The sequence below is a fragment of the Variovorax boronicumulans genome, from assembly GCF_029892485.1.
Taxonomy (GTDB): Bacteria; Pseudomonadota; Gammaproteobacteria; order Burkholderiales; family Burkholderiaceae_C; genus Variovorax; species Variovorax boronicumulans_B.
Map to the genome: position 1 here is coordinate 224,471 of NZ_JARXVG010000008.1, position 15,455 is coordinate 239,925.

Consider the following 15,455-nt stretch of genomic DNA (forward strand, 5'->3'; position numbering starts at 1 on the left):
TATGGCGCTAGAGTCCGGGGCTTGATGAACTCCAATCCCGGACGAAAAGTGCACCTCCTTTCGTTTTCGACCCCTGCGCGTCGTCTCCTTCTCGCCCTTTCCTGCGCCGCGCTCGGCCTGATGCAGTGGGGCTGCGCAAGCACCCCCGAAGGCGAACCCGTCCACGGCAAGGACCAGGTGGTGAGCTTCCTGGCCGCCAAGGACGGCCGCAAGGTCGTCATCGCCGCGGAGAAATATCACTACGTGTTCGACGGCGATCCTTCCGTGGCCGCGCTGCTGCGCTGGGATGGACGCGCCAAGATCACGCCCAGCCTCAACGGCGAACTCAAGGTGGCGCGCAACAACAGCTTCGAAGGAACGTACACGCTGCTCGCCTTCGACGCCGACCTGACACCCGAAGACCGGGTCTTCCTGATCCAGACCGGTTTCGCGAAAACCGAGATGAAATACGGCGACCGCACCGGCCCGGCGCTGCGCTACTTCGGCACCGTCTACGGCACGCGCTACGCGGCTGCGCCGGTCAAGCCGGCCGACACGCTCGACTTCTCCCGTTCGTTCTCCATCAACTACGTCGAGCAGGAAACCGCCACCGGCCCCGCCGCCAGGCCCGCGCCGTCGCCCTTGATTTATGACGACGGCGGCAGACCGCTGGTGGGCGGGGTGCCCATGTTCATCGTGCAGGGCGGCACCGACTACCGCTGCCGGGCGCGCTTCATGGACATCTGCTTCTACAAATAGCAGCAGCGCCCCGCTGACCGGGCCGCGACAGCTCGCCGGCCCGTCCTTTGCTAAGGTCGAGGGCTGCTTTTTTTGCATTGACTGCCCTTTGCCGATGACCACCGATCCCGCCACCGCCGCCCGCCTCGTCGACGAACTCGTCGCCCTCATGCAGCTCGAACCGCTAGGCGGCGACCGTTTTCTCGCCCAGAGCGAAGACATCGGCACTCCGGCCGTCTTCGGCGGCCAGGTGCTCGGCCAGTCGCTTGCGGCCGCGAGCCTCACGGTCGGCGCCGACCGGCCGGTGCATTCGATGCACGCCTACTTCCTGCTGCCGGGCGAGCATGCGCCCATCGAGTACAGCGTCGACCGCGTGCGCGACGGCCGCAGCTTCACCACCCGCCATGTGGTGGCGCGCCAGGGGGAGCGGATCATCTTCGAGATGTCGGCGTCGTTCCAGACGGTGGACGACGGTGTCGAACACCAGCTCGCGATGCCCGAGGTCGAAGGCCCCGAAGGCCTGGTCAGCGAACTCGACCAGCGCCTCGCCCTGGGGGGCCGCCTGCCCGAGCGCTGGCGCATCAAGGGCCTGGAGCCGCACGGCATCGAGTACCGCCGCGTCGAGGCCGACGACCTGCTCACGCCCGCCGTGCGCCCGTCGGAAAGCGCCATCTGGATGCGCGCCATCGCGCCGCTGCCCGACGATCCGGTGGTGCATCGCGCGCTGCTCGCCTACGCCTCCGACCACGGCCTGCTGCGCGCCGCGATGCTGCCCCACGGCCTGAGCTTCATGAGCGGCCAGGTGCGCCCCGCAAGCCTGGACCACGCGATGTGGTTCCACCGCGATTTCCGCATGGACGACTGGTTGCTCTACGTGCTGGACTCGCCCAGTGCAAGCGGCGCGCGCGGCCTGTGCCGCGGCAGCCTGTTCACGCGCGACGGTCGGCTCGTGGCCTCGACCGCGCAAGAGGGCATGCTGCGGATCGCCAAGCGTTGAGGACCAGAACCCAAGGACACACCGAATGAAGATCTTCCACTCGCCCGCTTCGCCATTCGTGCGCAAGTGCATGGTCGTCGCGCATGAACTCGGCATCGCCGACCGCATCGAGAAGCTGCCCAGCGCCGCCGGCCCGGTCAAGCGCGACGCCACCATCCTCCCGAAGAACCCGCTGGGCCAGGTGCCGACCTTCATCTGCGACGACGGGCAGGTGCTGTACGACAGCCGCGTGATCTGCGAATACCTCGATGCCACGCATTCGGGTGCACTGTTCCCCGCCGACGGCACCGAGCGCTGGGCCCGCCTCACCGAACTCGCACTGGCCGACGGCATGACCGCCGCCGCACTGCTCGCGCGCTACGAAACCATGCTGCGCCCGGAGGCCCTGCGCTGGAACGACTGGACCGAGGGGCAGCTGGCCAAGGTGCGCACCGGACTCGAATGGCTCGAGACGGCGGCACCGTCGTTCGGCGACCGCGTCGATATAGGGACCATCGCCTTCGGTTGTGCGTTGGGCTACATGGATTTCCGGTTTCCGGCTGTCGACTGGCGTGCCGAGGCGCCGAATACCGCGAAGTGGTTCGAGACGTTCAACCACCGGGCGTCGATGCAGGCGACGCTGCCGGCTGTCGCCTGAGTCCGTTCAGGGCGGCACTCACGCCGACGGTGGGCTCTGTTTCGCGAATGTCCCCCGGCTTCGCCTCCTCCTTGATTTCGCGAAACAGAGCCCACCGTCAGCGCGAGCGCTTTCAGAGCGGTGGTTGATTGCCGATCACCAGCAGCGTGCCCAAGTGCACAGGGCATCGGGTGCTCCCCGCAGCGAAATCAAGGGGGAGGCCGCAGGCCGGAGGACATTCGCGGAGGGGAGTACCCGGTGGCCTGTGCACCCACCCCGAATCCTTGGGGCTAAATTAACCCTCGCATGCAACCAACCAAGGACCCCGAATGTCTTCAGAAGCCCAAAAGAAAGTAGCCATCGTCACCGCCGGCGGCAGCGGCATGGGCGCCGCTGCCGCCCGCAAGCTCGCGGACGACGGCTTCCGCGTCGCCATCCTCTCGTCGTCGGGCAAGGGCGAGGCGCTGGCCCAGGAGCTCGGTGGCATCGGCGTGACCGGCTCGAACCAGTCGAACGACGACATCAAGCGGCTGGTCGACAAGGTAACGGACACATGGGGCCGCGTCGACGTGCTGGTCAACAGCGCGGGCCATGGCCCTCGCGCGCCGATCCTCGAGATCACCGACGAAGACTGGCACCGCGGCATGGACGTCTATCTGCTGAGCGCCGTGCGCCCCAGCCGCCTCGTGGCACCGCTGATGGTGAAGCAGGGCGGCGGCACGATCATCAACATCTCGACCTTCGCCGCGTTCGAGCCCGACCCCGTGTTCCCGACCTCGGGCGTGTTCCGCGCCGGGCTCGCGGCCTTCACCAAGCTCTTCGCCGACAAGTACGCCGCCGACAACGTGCGCATGAACAACGTGCTGCCCGGCTTCATCGACAGCCTGCCCGAGAAGGAGATGTTCCGCGAGCGCATCCCCATGGGCCGCTACGGCAAGACGAGCGAGATCGCGGCCGTCATCGGCTTCCTCGCGTCCGAAGGCGCGGGCTACATCACCGGCCAGAACCTGCGGGTGGACGGCGGCATCACGCGCTCGGTGTGAAGACCGCACACAGCCGCCTGCGCACCGAGTGGTGCCCGAGCATTCCGCGCGAACTGATGGCTGGCGCCGTCGCCACCTTCGCGCTCATTCCCGAAGTCATCGCCTTTTCTTTCGTCGCGGGCGTTGACCCGGCCGTCGGGCTGTTCGCATCGTTCGTGATCAGCCTCGTCATCGCCTTCACCGGCGGGCGACCGGCGATGGTGTCGGCCGCCGCGGGGTCGGTCGCGCTCGTGGCCGCGCCGCTGGTGCACGCGCACGGGCTGCAGTACCTGCTGGCCGCCGGCGTGCTCGCGGGCGCGATGCAGATCGTGTTCGGCCTGCTGCGGCTCGGGGTGCTGATGCGCTTTGTCTCGACCTCGGTGCGCACGGGCTTCGTCAACGCGCTGGCCATCCTGATCTTCGCGGCGCAGATGCCGCACTTCATCGGCGCGAACACCGCGACCTGGGCGATGGTGGGACTGGGCCTGGCCATCATCTACCTGCTGCCGCGTGTCACGCGTGCCGTGCCTTCGCCGCTGGTGTGCATCGTGGTGGTGACGCTGGTCGGACACTGGCTCGGCCTGCCGCTCAAGACCGTGGCCGACCTCGGGCACCTGCCCGATGCGCTGCCCGTGTTCGCTTTCCCCTCGGTGCCGTTCACGCTCGACACGCTGCGCATCATCGCGCTGCCCGCGTTCGCCATTGCCATGGTCGGCCTGCTCGAATCGATGATGACCGCCAGCGTGGTGGACGACCTCACCGACACCCCGAGCTCCAAGAACCGAGAGTGCAGCGGCCTGGGCGTGGCCAACGTCGCAGCCAGCTTCTTCGGCGGCATCGCGGGCTGCGGAATGATCGGCCAGACGGTGAGCAACGTGCGCTACGGCGGGCGCGGGCGGCTGTCGACGCTGTTCGCGGGCGCCTTCCTGCTGATCCTCATGGTGCTGCTCAAGCCTTGGGTGTCGCAGGTGCCGGTGGCGGCGCTGGTCGCGATCATGGTGATGGTGTCGGCCTCGACCTTCGACTGGGGGTCGCTCCGCACGCTGGTGCGCCATCCGCGCATGTCGAGTGCGGTGATGCTCGCGACGGTGGCCGTCACTGTCGCCACCGACAACCTGGCCGCGGGCGTGGCCGTCGGCGTGCTGCTCAGCGGCGTGTTCTTCACCTTCAAGGTGGCGCGGCTGCTGCATGTGCATGCCGAGGTTGGCGAAGGCGGCGTGCGCACCTACCGCATCGCGGGCCAGGTGTTCTTCGCCTCGGCCGACATGCTGGTGGATGCCTTCGACGTGCGCGAGATCGACGGCGCGCCGGTGCACATCGACGTGTCCGGGGCGCACTTCTGGGATGTGACCGCCGTGGCCGCACTGACGAAGGTGGTCGAGCGGCTGCGCAAGCACGGCAGCGTGGTGGACGTCACCGGGCTCAACCAGGCCAGCCGCGACCTGATCCTGCAGCTCGACGCCGCACCCGTGTAATGCGCGGGTCTTAGGTGGTTTTCCCCATGGCCGGGTGCCGCCCTGGACCTAGCCTTGGAGATTCCCGTCGGATGTCCGGTGGACCGGAAAGGCTCCCGTGGAAATTCCCGCCTCGGTGTTGAAGAACATGGATCGCACCATCCAGTCCTACGAAGAATCCGCCCGCGAATACAACGCGATCGTGGCGGGCCACCGCCCGCCCGAGATCGTGGACGCGCTGCGCCGGATGATGCAGTTCGTGCCCGCCGGCGGCACCGTGCTGGAGATCGGGTCCGGCTCGGGGCAGGACGCCGACTTCATCGAGTCCCTGGGTGCGGTCGTCAGGCGCACCGATGCGGCGCAGGCCTTTCTCGACCTGCAGGCCGAGCGCGGCAAGAAGGGCGAGCTGCTCAACGTCGTCACGGATGCATTGGGCGGGCCCTACAGCGCGATCCTCGCGATGGCCGTGCTGATCCATGTTGATCGTGAGCAGGTCGCGCCGGTCCTCTGCAAGATGTTCGACGCGCTCGAGCCCGGCGGGGTCTTCCTCGCGGGCATGCGCATCGGCGAGGGCGAGACGAACGGCGACTACCAGACCGTGTACTGGGCGAAAGACACGTTCGCCGAAGCGCTTGCAACGGCGGGCCTGCGCCTGCAATGGGACACGCAATGGATCGGCCGCAAGGAGGTGGCGTGGTCCGGCTTCCTCGCGTGCCGTCCGCGGGAGTGACGCGGCCTACACGCCCAGGTAGCGCGTCCAGAGCGAGCGGTCGGCGTCCAGCGCGGCCGAATCGCCCTGCCACACCACGCGCCCGCGTTCGAGGATCACATGCCGGTCGGCCAGCGGCAGCAGGCGCTGCACGTACTTGTCGACCACCAGGATCGCTTCGCCTTCGGATTTGAGCGTGGCGATGCAGTGCCAGATCTCCTCGCGGATCACCGGAGCCAGGCCTTCGGTAGCTTCGTCGAGGATCAATAGGCGCGGGTGCGTGGAAAGCGCGCGCGCGATCGCGAGCATCTGCTGTTCGCCGCCCGAGAGCTGGTTGCCCGCGTTGGCCTTGCGTTCCGCGAGGCGCGGGAACAGGCCGTAGAGCGCCTCGACCGTCCAGCGTGGCGCGCTGCCGGGGCGGGGTCGCGCGAAGGCGCGCAGGTGCTCGTCGACGCTGAGGTTCGGGAACACATGGCGGCCCTCGGGCACGATGGCCACGCCGCGCCGCGCGATCGCGTCGGGCTTGTGGCCGCCGATGGCATCGCCGCCGAAATGCACGTCGCCGCGCATCGGCGAGAGCGTGCCCGTCAACACCTTCAGGAGCGTGCTCTTGCCCATGCCGTTGCGGCCCAGCAGCGCGAGCACTTCGCCCGCGCCGATCTTCAGGTCGATGCCGAACAGCACCTGGCTCGCGCCGTAGCCGGCTTCGATGGCCTTCGCCTCGAGCAAGGTCTTCGTTGTCGTCGTCGCTGCGGTCATGCGTGTCCCTCTGCTTCCGTTCCGAGGTACACCGCCTGCACGTCGGGATGCCCGCGCACTTCGTCGGCCGTGCCGCTCATCAGCACGCGGCCCTGCACCAGCACCGTGAGCCGGTTGGCGAGGCGAAACACCGCGTCCATGTCGTGCTCGATCAGGAGGATGGCCATCGATTCGCGCAGCGATTCGATCAGGTCCACCATGCGCGCCGATTCGTCGGGGCCCATGCCGGCCATCGGCTCGTCGAGCAGCAGCAGCTTGGGCTCGGCCGCGAGCGCCAGCGCCACATCGAGCGCGCGCTGGGCACCGTGCGGCAGCGTGCCTGCGATGCGGTCGCGTTCGCTGCCCAGGCCCACGCGGTCGGCCAGCGCGATGGCGCGCTGCACCAGGTCGCGCTCGGTCGCGCGCGGCGCCATGAAGCGCAGGCTGCTGCCCGCATGGGCCTGCGCCGCGAGCATCAGGTTGTCGTGCACGGTCTCCTTGGCGAACACGCGCGTCACCTGGAAGCAGCGCGACATGCCGGCCGCCACGCGCTGGTGGTCGCGCAGCTTGGTGATGTCGATCTCGTCGAGCAGGATGCGGCCCGCGTCGGCCTTCAGGAGGCCGGTGATCAGGTTCACCAGCGTGGTCTTGCCCGCGCCGTTGGGGCCGATCAGCGCATGCACCTCGCCGCGTTCGACGGTGAGGCTCACATGGTCGGTCGCCAGCAGGCCGCCGAAGCGCTTGACCAATCCTTCGATTCTGAAAAGGCTCATGATTTGCTCCCTCGCCCCTCTGGGGAGAGGGTTGGGGTGAGGGGCAAGCGGCGCTTGTACAGCGCGGCCAACCCTTTGGGCGCCCACAACGCAACGGCAATCAACAGCAACCCGAGCGGCATGTGCCAGTGCTCCGTATGTTGTTTCAGGAACTCCTCCAGCAGCAGCCAGACGATGGCGCCCACCGGCCCGCCCCAGCTGCGGCCGAGGCCGCCGATCACCACCATCACCAGCAGCGTGGCCGACTGCGTCCAGTGCATCGTCGCGGGACTGACGAAGCCGTTGCCGCCTGCAAGAAGCGCACCCGCCAGCCCGGCGATGGCGCCGGCGATCGCGAACGCCACCAGCTGCAGCCGGAACACCGGATAGCCCAGTGCGCGCATGCGTGTCTCGTTGTCGCGGATGCCCATGAGCGCATGGCCGAAGCGCGACTGCGTCGCGCGGTGCAGCCACCAGAGCGCGAGCGCCACGATGGCCAGCACGACCCAGTAGAAGTTCGATTCGTTGCCCAGATCGAGTCCGGGCAGCAGCGTCGGCCGGCTCATCAGCGTGTAGCCGTCGTCGCCACCATAGCGCCGCAGCGACACCACCACGAAGTACAGCATCTGCGCGAAGGCCAGCGTGGTCATGATGAAGTAGACGCCGCGCGTGCGCAGCGCCACCGTGCCGATCAGCGCGGCGACGACGCCGGCCACCAGCGCGGCCAGCGGCCACATCACCCACGCCGACATCACGCCCGCGTCGCTGAGCGCGACCACCGTGTATGCGCCCATGCCGATGAAGCCCGCATGCCCGAGCGCCACCATGCCGCCGAAGCCGAGGATGAAGTTCAGGCTCGCCGCGGCCAGCGCCACGATGAGCACGCGCCGCACGAAGCCGATGTAGAAGTCGAGCCCGAACAGCGGCGCGACCAGCGGAAATGCCGCGAGCAGCAGGAAGACCAGCCCGAGGCCGATATAGCGTGAGGTGTGCTTCATGCGCGTGCCGAGAACAGCCCCGAGGGCCGGAAGATCAGGACGATCACCATCAGCGCGTACATCGCGACTTCGGCGAAGAGCGGGCCGAGGTCGGCCGCGGTGGCGGGCGGCAGCGTGGCGCGCAGCAGCATCGGCACGAACGCGCGGCCGACGGTATCGACCACGCCCACGAGAAGTGCGGCCACGAAGGCGCCGCGCACCGAACCGATGCCGCCGATCACCAGCACCACGAGCGCTGGGATCAGGATGGCTTCGCCCATGCCGACCTGCACCGCGACGATGGGCCCCATGAGCGCACCCGCCAGTGCAGCGAGCGCCGCACCGAGCAGGAACACGCCGTTGAAGATGCGGCCCACGCGCACGCCCATGAGCTCGGCCATCGGCCGGTCGGACGCGCCCGCGCGCACCCGCATGCCGATGCGCGTGTGGTTCACCAGGAGGTAGAGCGCGAGCGCCACCAGCAGCCCGCCGACGAGGATCACGAGGCGGTAGGCCGGGTAGGGCAGGCCGTCCATCAGGTTCACCGGACCCGAGAGCGCGGCGGGCGTCGGCGCCATCACGGGCGAGGGGCCCCAGGCCATCGTCACGATGTCGTCGGCGACCAGGATCACGCCGAAGGTGGCGAGCACCTGCGCGAGGTGGTCGCGCGTGTAGAGGCGACGCATCAGCAGCACTTCGAGCAGCAGCGCCACCACCACAGTGACCGCCACCGCAATGACGATGGCCGCCGCGAACGAGCCGGTGCGCGTGTGCGCCTCGGCCGCCACGTAGGCGCCCGCCATGAACAGCGAGCCATGCGCGAGGTTCAGCACGTCCATGATGCCGAACACCAGCGTGAGGCCCGCCGCCAGCAGGAACAGCATCAGGCCGTAGCCGAGGCCGTTGAGCAGCTGCTCGAGAACGAGGATGCCGCTCACTTGAGGGCGCACTTGTCGGCGTACGAGTCGCCGTAGTTCGTGAGAACCGTGTTGATCAGCTTGTTCGTGACCTTGCCCTGTGCATCCTTGCCGATCACGCGCAGGTAGAAGTTCTCGATCGGGTAGTGGTTGTTCGCGTACTTGAAGTTGCCGCGCGTCGAGGCGTAGTTGGCCTTCTTCAACGCGACGACCACGGCTTCGCGGTTCTGCGCGTTGCCGCCCGACTGCTTGACGGCCGCATCCATCGCGAGGATCGCGTCATAGGCCTGCGCCGCGTACACCGACGGGTAGCGGCCGTTGTATTCCTTGCGGAACGCGGCTACGAACGCCTTGTTGGCAGGGTTGTCCAGGTCGTGTGCCCAGTGCGAGGTGTTGAACAAACCGAGCATCGGCTCGCCCACGGCGCCGATCACGTCCTCGTCGGCCGAAAAGCCGCTGGTCACGAGCGTGATGTCCTTAGACAGGCCCGCGCCCACGAACTGCTTGATGAAGTTGATGCCCATCGCGCCGGGCAGGAAGAAGTAGATCGAGTCGGGCTTGGCCGCGCGCAACTGCGCGAGTTCGGCGGCGTAGTCGATCTGGCCGAGCTTGGTGTAGAGCTCGTCGGCCACCTGGCCCTTGAACTGGCGCTTGAAGCCGCCCAGCGCATCCTTGCCGGCGGGGTAGTTGGGGGCGATGAGCACGGTCTTCTTGAAGCCGCGATCCTGCGCGAACTTGCCTGCGGCCTCGTGGAACTGGTCGTTCTGGTAAGCGGTGCCGAAGAAATACGCATTGCACTGTGCACCGGCAAACTGGCTCGGGCCGGCGTTGGCCGAGAGGTACGGCACCTTGGCGTTGAAGAGCGTGGGGCCGACGGCCAGCGCCACGTTGGAGCCGATGGGGCCGCTGAAGATGTCGATCTTGTCGCGCTGGATCATGCGGTCGACCAGCTGCTTGGCCTGGTCGGGGCTGCCGGCCATGTCGGCCTGCACGAATTCCACGTCTTGTCCGCCGAGCTTGCCGTTCAATTGCTTGATGCCGAGCGCGAAACCGTCGCGCGCCTCGGCGCCCAACGCTGCGAAAGGCCCCGAGATGTCGAGGGCCAAACCCACCTTCACGGGGGCGGCCATGGCCGACGCCGCGGTACCAAGGGCTGCGCCGCAGAGCAGCAGCGAGAGCAGGGTGCGCGGCAGCGCGGGCGACTTCGGGGACAGGTGGCTCATGGATTCTCCGAGGGAGGAAGGATGAAACGAGGCACCGGCACCGCCTTATGCAGCACCGACGACATCGAACCGTTGATAGCTAAATACTTTAACCATAAACGATTCAGTGTCAACGGTGCTAGCACGAATGGTGCCAGTGGATCGCGTCACTTCCTGGTGCGCGGACCCCGTTTTTCAGGGGCCGAACGCCCGTTCAGCCGAAGGGATTGGCGGTCGCAAACCAGAGGCCGATGCCGGTGGCGATGATGAATGCGCCGTCGGTCACGCCCGCGATCAGGAAGAACTTGGTCTGCAACACGTCGACCATCTCGGGCTGGCGCGCGGTGCTCTCGAGGAACTTCTGGCCGACCAGTCCGATGCCCAGGCACGAGCCGAGCGCCGCGATGCCGATCAGCAGGGCGACTGCGAGGGGAAGGACGTTGAAGCCGGTCATGGTGTTTTCTCCTGGTGGTTGGTTGATCGATGGAGGTACTTTCCCGCAACGGGTGCGCACGGTCCATGACGTGGGAGGTCATCGGCGTGGCGAAAAAAAAGCCGGCCGCTGGGAAGCGGCCGGCCATTCACGGGAGCGTCAGCGCGTCAGGGGAGCTGTGTCCAGGCCTGGTTCGTGCCGCCATTGCAGGTCCAGGTGATCAGCGCCGTGTCCTGCGTTGTCGAGCTGTTCGGCACGTCGAGGCACGAACCCGAGGCGCGGTTCTTGAGGGCGCCGCCCACCAGGCTCCACTGCGTCGTGTCGCCGGCCGAGCAGGCCAGTTGCACCACCGCCGCGTTCGTCGTCGCGGTGCCGCTTTGCGCCAGGCACAGGCCGCTGTGCTCGGCCTTGAACTGCACGTAGCCGCCCGTGAGGCTCGTCACCGTGAACTTCTCGTTGTTTGCAGTGCCGCACGGCCACTGCACCGCCGTCGCGCCGCTGGCGGTCGATACGCCCTTGATGTTCACGCACAGGTTGCTGAGGTTCGAACGGATGCGCGTGACCGTAGGCGTCGGATCGCTGTCCTGCGACCGCACGTACTCGCGAATCGCCACCACGTCCGCGGGCGGCAGGCTGCTGGCGTTGCCGTGGCCGCTGGCGAGCACGTCCTGCAGCGTGGCCGCCTGGCCGTTGTGGAAGAAGGCCGCGGTGTTCCAGGTGCCCAGCAATGTCGGCGTGTCGAAGCCCACGCCCGCCAGCGGCTGGTTCATGCCCTTGCCCGACGAGAGCTGGATGGTGCCCACGTCGTGCCGCTGTCCGTCGCGGAAGGTGGCGCCGGTGTGGCAGGTCACGCACTGCGCCGAGGCGAACAGTGCCTGGCCCCGCGCCGCGTCGACGCTGAGGCTGCCGTCGGCGTTGCGCGCCGGGCTGCGCATGTACTTGTTCAGCGAGGTCAGGTAGGCCGCGAGATCGTCCAGCTGCGCGTTCTTGCCGGCCTTGGGCGCACCCAGCGGATCGGAAGTGGCCGCGAAGTCCGCATTGCTCAGGAAGCCGGTGCCGCCGAACTCGTTGCGGATGTCGTTCTCGAAGTCCTGCACCTCGTCGAAGTTGGCCGTCCAGTGCAGCTTGCCGTGGCCCAAGCCCCGTCGGCCCATGAGGCTGATGGTGCGGCGCAGTCCCTCTCCGCGCTGGGTGAAGTCCCACACCATGCCGTCGTCGCCGGCATCCGCATGGCAGCTCGCGCAGGAGATGTAGTTGTCCTTGCTCATGCGGCGGTCGGAGGCGTTGTAGAACACCTGCTTGCCGCGCAGCGCCGCGGCCGACATCGGCTCCTGCGCGACCGTCGAGACGTTCTGCAGGAAGATCGGTGCCGCCGTCTCCGAAGCCAGCACTGAGGCCACGTCGTGCACCGACACCGAGCGCGCGAGGAAGTTGTTGACGAAGAGGCGCTTCCTCGTCGCGTCCAGGTACAGCCCGTGCGGCGCACTGCTGGCGTTGATCTCGCCCCGCACCGAGCGGCTGTACGGATCGACGATGGCCACGCGGTTGCCCTCCATCTGGGCCACGAACAGGTAGTCGCCCGACGGAGAGAACAACGCGGCGCGCGCGGGTGCGCGGTCGTCGAAGTCGATCTGCTCGGCGAACACTTCCGCGGCCGTCTGCAGGTTGACCTGCGAGAGGATGGAACGCACCGTCTGGTCGTGCGACAGGTTGGCGCCGTCCCTGAACTTGCCGCGCACGATGTTGTCCTTCTTCGAAGGCAGCACCGCCCGCGTGCCGTCCGGCGAAATGACCACCTGGCTCAGGTAGTTGGCCACGCCGCGCGCACGGCTCTCGGTGTCCACCGTGGTGGTGTCCACCGGCAGTGCGATGGTGGTCATCGCGCTCATGCTCTGCAGGTTCACCTTGTGCAGCTGGCCGCCCGTCATCTTCGACTTGAAGCGGGTGACATAGGCCACCTGCGCGTCGGAGTTGACGGCAATGCCGCGCAGGTTGCCTTCGAGCGCGACCGCACCGGTGGTGGCGCCATTGCTCGGGTCGAAGCTCATCAGCACCGACTTGCTCTCCAGCGTCAGCAGGCCCTTGGCGCCGTCGGGCGTGAAGGCCACGCCATAGGGGCCGCTGCCGTAGGCCAGCGGCACGGTGGCCGAGACGCTGCCGTCGGCCGCGCTCAGCGCCACCAGCTTGTCCTCACCCTGCACCGTGACCCAGATGCGGCCATCGGGGCCCACGGCCAGCGTCTTCGGCTCGTCGCCCACGCGCACTTCCCAGCGCTTGGCCAGGGTCTGCGCGTCGATGGCGGCGACCGTGCCGCTGTCGGGGTTGACCGAGTACACCGAGTTCGCATCGCCCGCGATGTTGGTGGTGTGCGTGGGCGCTCGCGCCGTGGTCGGGACGATCACGGTGAGGTTGTAGGTGTAGAAGGTCTCGCGGCCGTTCGCATCCTTCACCGTCAGCGTCACCGTGAAGTGGCCGGGGCGCGTGTAGGTGTAGGTGTAGTTCGGCTGACTCGAGTAGGCGGTCTGCGTGCCGTCGCCGAAGTTCCAGCGGAACTGCGCGCCGCCGCTGCCGAGCGTGCCGGGATTGAACACCAGCTGGCCGTTGACGAGCTTCGGCCCGCCGCCGATGCCGGGGTCGCCGATGATGGCCTGGCCGCGCAGCGTGTTCACCTCGGTGTCGGACAGCACGCGGCCGTAGACGCGCACCTCCGCCAGCGTGCCCTTGAAGAGCGCGGTGTTGCCCTGGATCTGGCCCAGAACATTGAACTTGTTCGACAGGCCCTTGGTGCCCGTGAGGCCCGCGGAGGTGGTCTTCACGCCGTCGACGTACACCGCCTGCGCGCCCGAAGCCGCATCGCGCGTGAGCACCACGTGGTGCCAGTTGCCGTCGTTCACCGCCGCGGTGGAAGCGGTGCCGCCGTCATTGCCGACCGACAGCTTGATGCGCCCATTGGTGTCCAGCCAGCCCCAGAACACATCGTCCGCGCCGCTGGGCTGGTCGCGCCCGAAGATGCCGGGCGCGGTCCACGAGTTCGCACTGCCCGCCTGCGTGGTCTTCATGTAGAAGCTCAGCGATGCGGTACCGCCGAGCACGGTGGCCACGGAATCGTTCTTCAGCGGCACACCGGCGGTGCGGTTCGCGAAGCTCATGCCGATGCTCTCGAACGCGTCGCCCGAGGCCGGCGTGCCGCCGTTGTTGCCGATCTGGTCCGAGAGGTTGCCCGCCAGCGTCCAGTAGTGCATCAGGTTGATATCGGTCGCATTGCCGGTGTTGAAGGTCGAGCGGTAGTCCGCGCCGATGGCGTTGCCCGCATAGTCCTTCACGCCGTTGGCCGGCAGGAACACCTCGTAGCTCGTGCCCGGTTGCAGCGGCTGCGCGGGATGGAAGTTGACGATGCCCAGTTGCACGCTGTAGGTGCCCGCCAGCGTGTTGCCGCCCACCGGCCGCACGATGAAGGTGTTGGCGTTCACGCTCTCGGGCCGGATGTTGTCCGTCATGCCGAGGCCGATGCGCGAGGTCAGTGCCTGCTGCTTCGCGCCGTTGGCGGGCGAGACCTGCTTGACTTCGGGCTTGGTGATGTCGGGGTCGACCGAATGCACGACGAAGCCGCTGCCCGAGCCGTGGTCGTTGCCCACGAAGACGAGGTTGCCGAACATTGCGACCTGGCCGTTGTCCGAATGCGTGAAGTTCGGGTCGTCCTCGCGAAGGATGCTGCCGCGGCCCACCTCGACGTGGTTGAGCGGATTGCTCACGTCCACCTTGTGGATGCGGGTCTGCGCGCCCTGGATCACGTAGTTGTCCTGCGTGGCGCAATAGAGCTGCTCGTCGATGACCAGCCGGTTGTCCTCGGCCACGAAGCGCGAGCGGTCGGAGAGGTCGTAGCTGTACATCTTGGCGCCGCTGTTGCGCGTGGAGACGTGCAGGTTCCTGCCGTCGAAGCAGGTTGCGTAATAGAACGGCGTGGTGCCCACGATGGAGTCGAGCACCTTGGGGTTGAGCGGATCGGAGATGTCCAGGCTCGCGAAGCCGCCGTTGCTTTCCATCGCGGTCAGCACCATGTGGTTGCCCATCGTGAAGATCGGGCCGATGCGGAAACCGCCGAGCTCGCCGGTGGGCACCGGGTTGGGTTTGCCGGCGCCTCGGTTCGCGACCACGGCGTTCGCGGGGTCGCTGGCATCGACGATGAAGATGCCCCGGCCTGCCGAGGCCACGTACAGGTAGGGCGCCTGCCACCAGAGCTGCCAGGCCACGTTCTCGTAGTCGCCGGCGTTGACGCCGGGAAGCGCCAGCTTCTTGACCTGCTTGATGTCGTTGACGTCGGTGAAGTCCCAGAACTCCACGCCGTTGATGCTGGGCAGCACCACGTAGGTCTTGCCGCCGATCTTGGCGGTGCCGAAGGAGTGCGTCTCGCGGAACTCCTTGGTGCGACCACCTGTAGCGTCATCGGGCTCGTAGATCTTCTTGGCGAGCCGGATCTGGCGCGGGTTCGACACGTCGTACAGCAGGAAGCCGCCCGGGCCGAGGCCGCTGTCCGGCGCGAAGGAGGTGAGGAAGTAGCCGTTGACCATGATGCCGGCATTCATGCCGTAGTCCTTGCGGCCCGGGTAGGTGGCGGGCACCTCGCGCGACTCGTAGGCGCTGCTGTGCGCCGGATCGAGCGGGTGGGCAGGGCTCGTGATCATCGACACCGGCTTGAACAGTTCCGCCGAGGTGTAGGTGAGGTTGCCCAGGCCCGGCCCCTGCAGCGGGAGCGGGTCGGCGACGGCCGCGGAGACCGCCGTCGCCATGTTGCTCAGGGTCGTCATCGGACTGACCCCGGTGATTGCCGCGTGCGTCAGCAGAGTGACGAACGGCACCATCAATGCCATCAGGTAATACCGGATCTTCATCGTTGCCTCCAGGTTGTTGGAAGTTCGCAGGG

General features: G+C 67.6%; 13 protein-coding genes. 6 read left to right on the top strand and 7 right to left on the bottom strand.

The window, feature by feature from the left end; all coding sequences use genetic code 11:
• The first annotated feature begins 48 nt into the window (after nt 1-48).
• The 6 genes from M2282_RS19995 (at nt 49) to M2282_RS20020 (ending at nt 5,536) form a co-directional block, all read left to right on the top strand.
• Nucleotides 49-738: a hypothetical protein gene (locus M2282_RS19995; protein ID WP_280810512.1), complete on the top strand. Its 690-nt coding sequence runs from the start codon at nt 49-51 to the stop codon at nt 736-738.
• Nucleotides 739-832: 94 nt separating this feature from the next.
• Entirely contained in the window at nt 833-1,714 is an 882-nt protein-coding gene (locus M2282_RS20000) for an acyl-CoA thioesterase (RefSeq protein WP_280810513.1), read from the top strand.
• A 25-nt stretch (nt 1,715-1,739) separates the two neighbouring features.
• Nucleotides 1,740-2,351, top strand: a complete 612-nt coding sequence (locus M2282_RS20005; RefSeq protein WP_280810514.1) for a glutathione S-transferase — start codon at nt 1,740-1,742, stop codon at nt 2,349-2,351.
• A 308-nt stretch (nt 2,352-2,659) separates the two neighbouring features.
• On the top strand, nt 2,660-3,373 hold the full coding sequence (locus tag M2282_RS20010; protein WP_280810515.1) for an SDR family oxidoreductase: 714 nt from the start codon (nt 2,660-2,662) through the stop codon (nt 3,371-3,373).
• Between the two features lie 56 nt (nt 3,374-3,429).
• A complete protein-coding gene (locus M2282_RS20015; protein ID WP_280810571.1) occupies nt 3,430-4,827 on the top strand; it encodes a SulP family inorganic anion transporter in 1,398 nt (465 codons plus the stop codon).
• 97 nt (nt 4,828-4,924) lie between these two features.
• Entirely contained in the window at nt 4,925-5,536 is a 612-nt protein-coding gene (locus tag M2282_RS20020; RefSeq protein ID WP_280810516.1) for a class I SAM-dependent methyltransferase, read from the top strand.
• A gap of 6 nt (nt 5,537-5,542) precedes the next feature.
• Here the strand turns inward: M2282_RS20020 and M2282_RS20025 are convergent, their stop codons facing one another.
• The 7 genes from M2282_RS20025 to M2282_RS20055 all read right to left on the bottom strand — a co-directional run bounded on the left by M2282_RS20025 (nt 5,543) and on the right by M2282_RS20055 (nt 15,423).
• Nucleotides 5,543-6,274, bottom strand: a complete 732-nt coding sequence (locus M2282_RS20025) for an ABC transporter ATP-binding protein (RefSeq protein WP_280810517.1) — start codon at nt 6,272-6,274, stop codon at nt 5,543-5,545.
• A complete protein-coding gene (locus M2282_RS20030) occupies nt 6,271-7,026 on the bottom strand; it encodes an ABC transporter ATP-binding protein (RefSeq protein WP_206176804.1) in 756 nt (251 codons plus the stop codon). Before M2282_RS20030 ends, M2282_RS20025 begins: the two co-directional genes overlap by 4 nt.
• Nucleotides 7,023-8,003 (bottom strand): branched-chain amino acid ABC transporter permease, encoded by a 981-nt coding sequence (locus M2282_RS20035; RefSeq protein WP_280810518.1) that lies wholly within the window; start codon nt 8,001-8,003, stop codon nt 7,023-7,025. Before M2282_RS20035 ends, M2282_RS20030 begins: the two co-directional genes overlap by 4 nt.
• The gene (locus M2282_RS20040; RefSeq protein WP_280810519.1) at nt 8,000-8,920 is read right to left on the bottom strand and encodes a branched-chain amino acid ABC transporter permease; all 921 of its coding nucleotides are present in this window, start codon (nt 8,918-8,920) and stop codon (nt 8,000-8,002) included. Before M2282_RS20040 ends, M2282_RS20035 begins: the two co-directional genes overlap by 4 nt.
• On the bottom strand, nt 8,917-10,122 hold the full coding sequence (locus M2282_RS20045) for an ABC transporter substrate-binding protein (RefSeq protein WP_280810520.1): 1,206 nt from the start codon (nt 10,120-10,122) through the stop codon (nt 8,917-8,919). The genes M2282_RS20040 and M2282_RS20045 overlap by 4 nt, the downstream gene beginning before the upstream one ends.
• 193 nt (nt 10,123-10,315) lie before the next feature.
• Nucleotides 10,316-10,555, bottom strand: coding sequence for a F0F1 ATP synthase subunit C (atpE, locus tag M2282_RS20050; RefSeq protein WP_280810521.1), 240 nt, complete (start codon nt 10,553-10,555; stop codon nt 10,316-10,318).
• Nucleotides 10,556-10,701: 146 nt separating this feature from the next.
• Nucleotides 10,702-15,423 (bottom strand): RICIN domain-containing protein, encoded by a 4,722-nt coding sequence (locus M2282_RS20055; protein ID WP_280810522.1) that lies wholly within the window; start codon nt 15,421-15,423, stop codon nt 10,702-10,704.
• Nucleotides 15,424-15,455 lie beyond the last annotated feature (32 nt).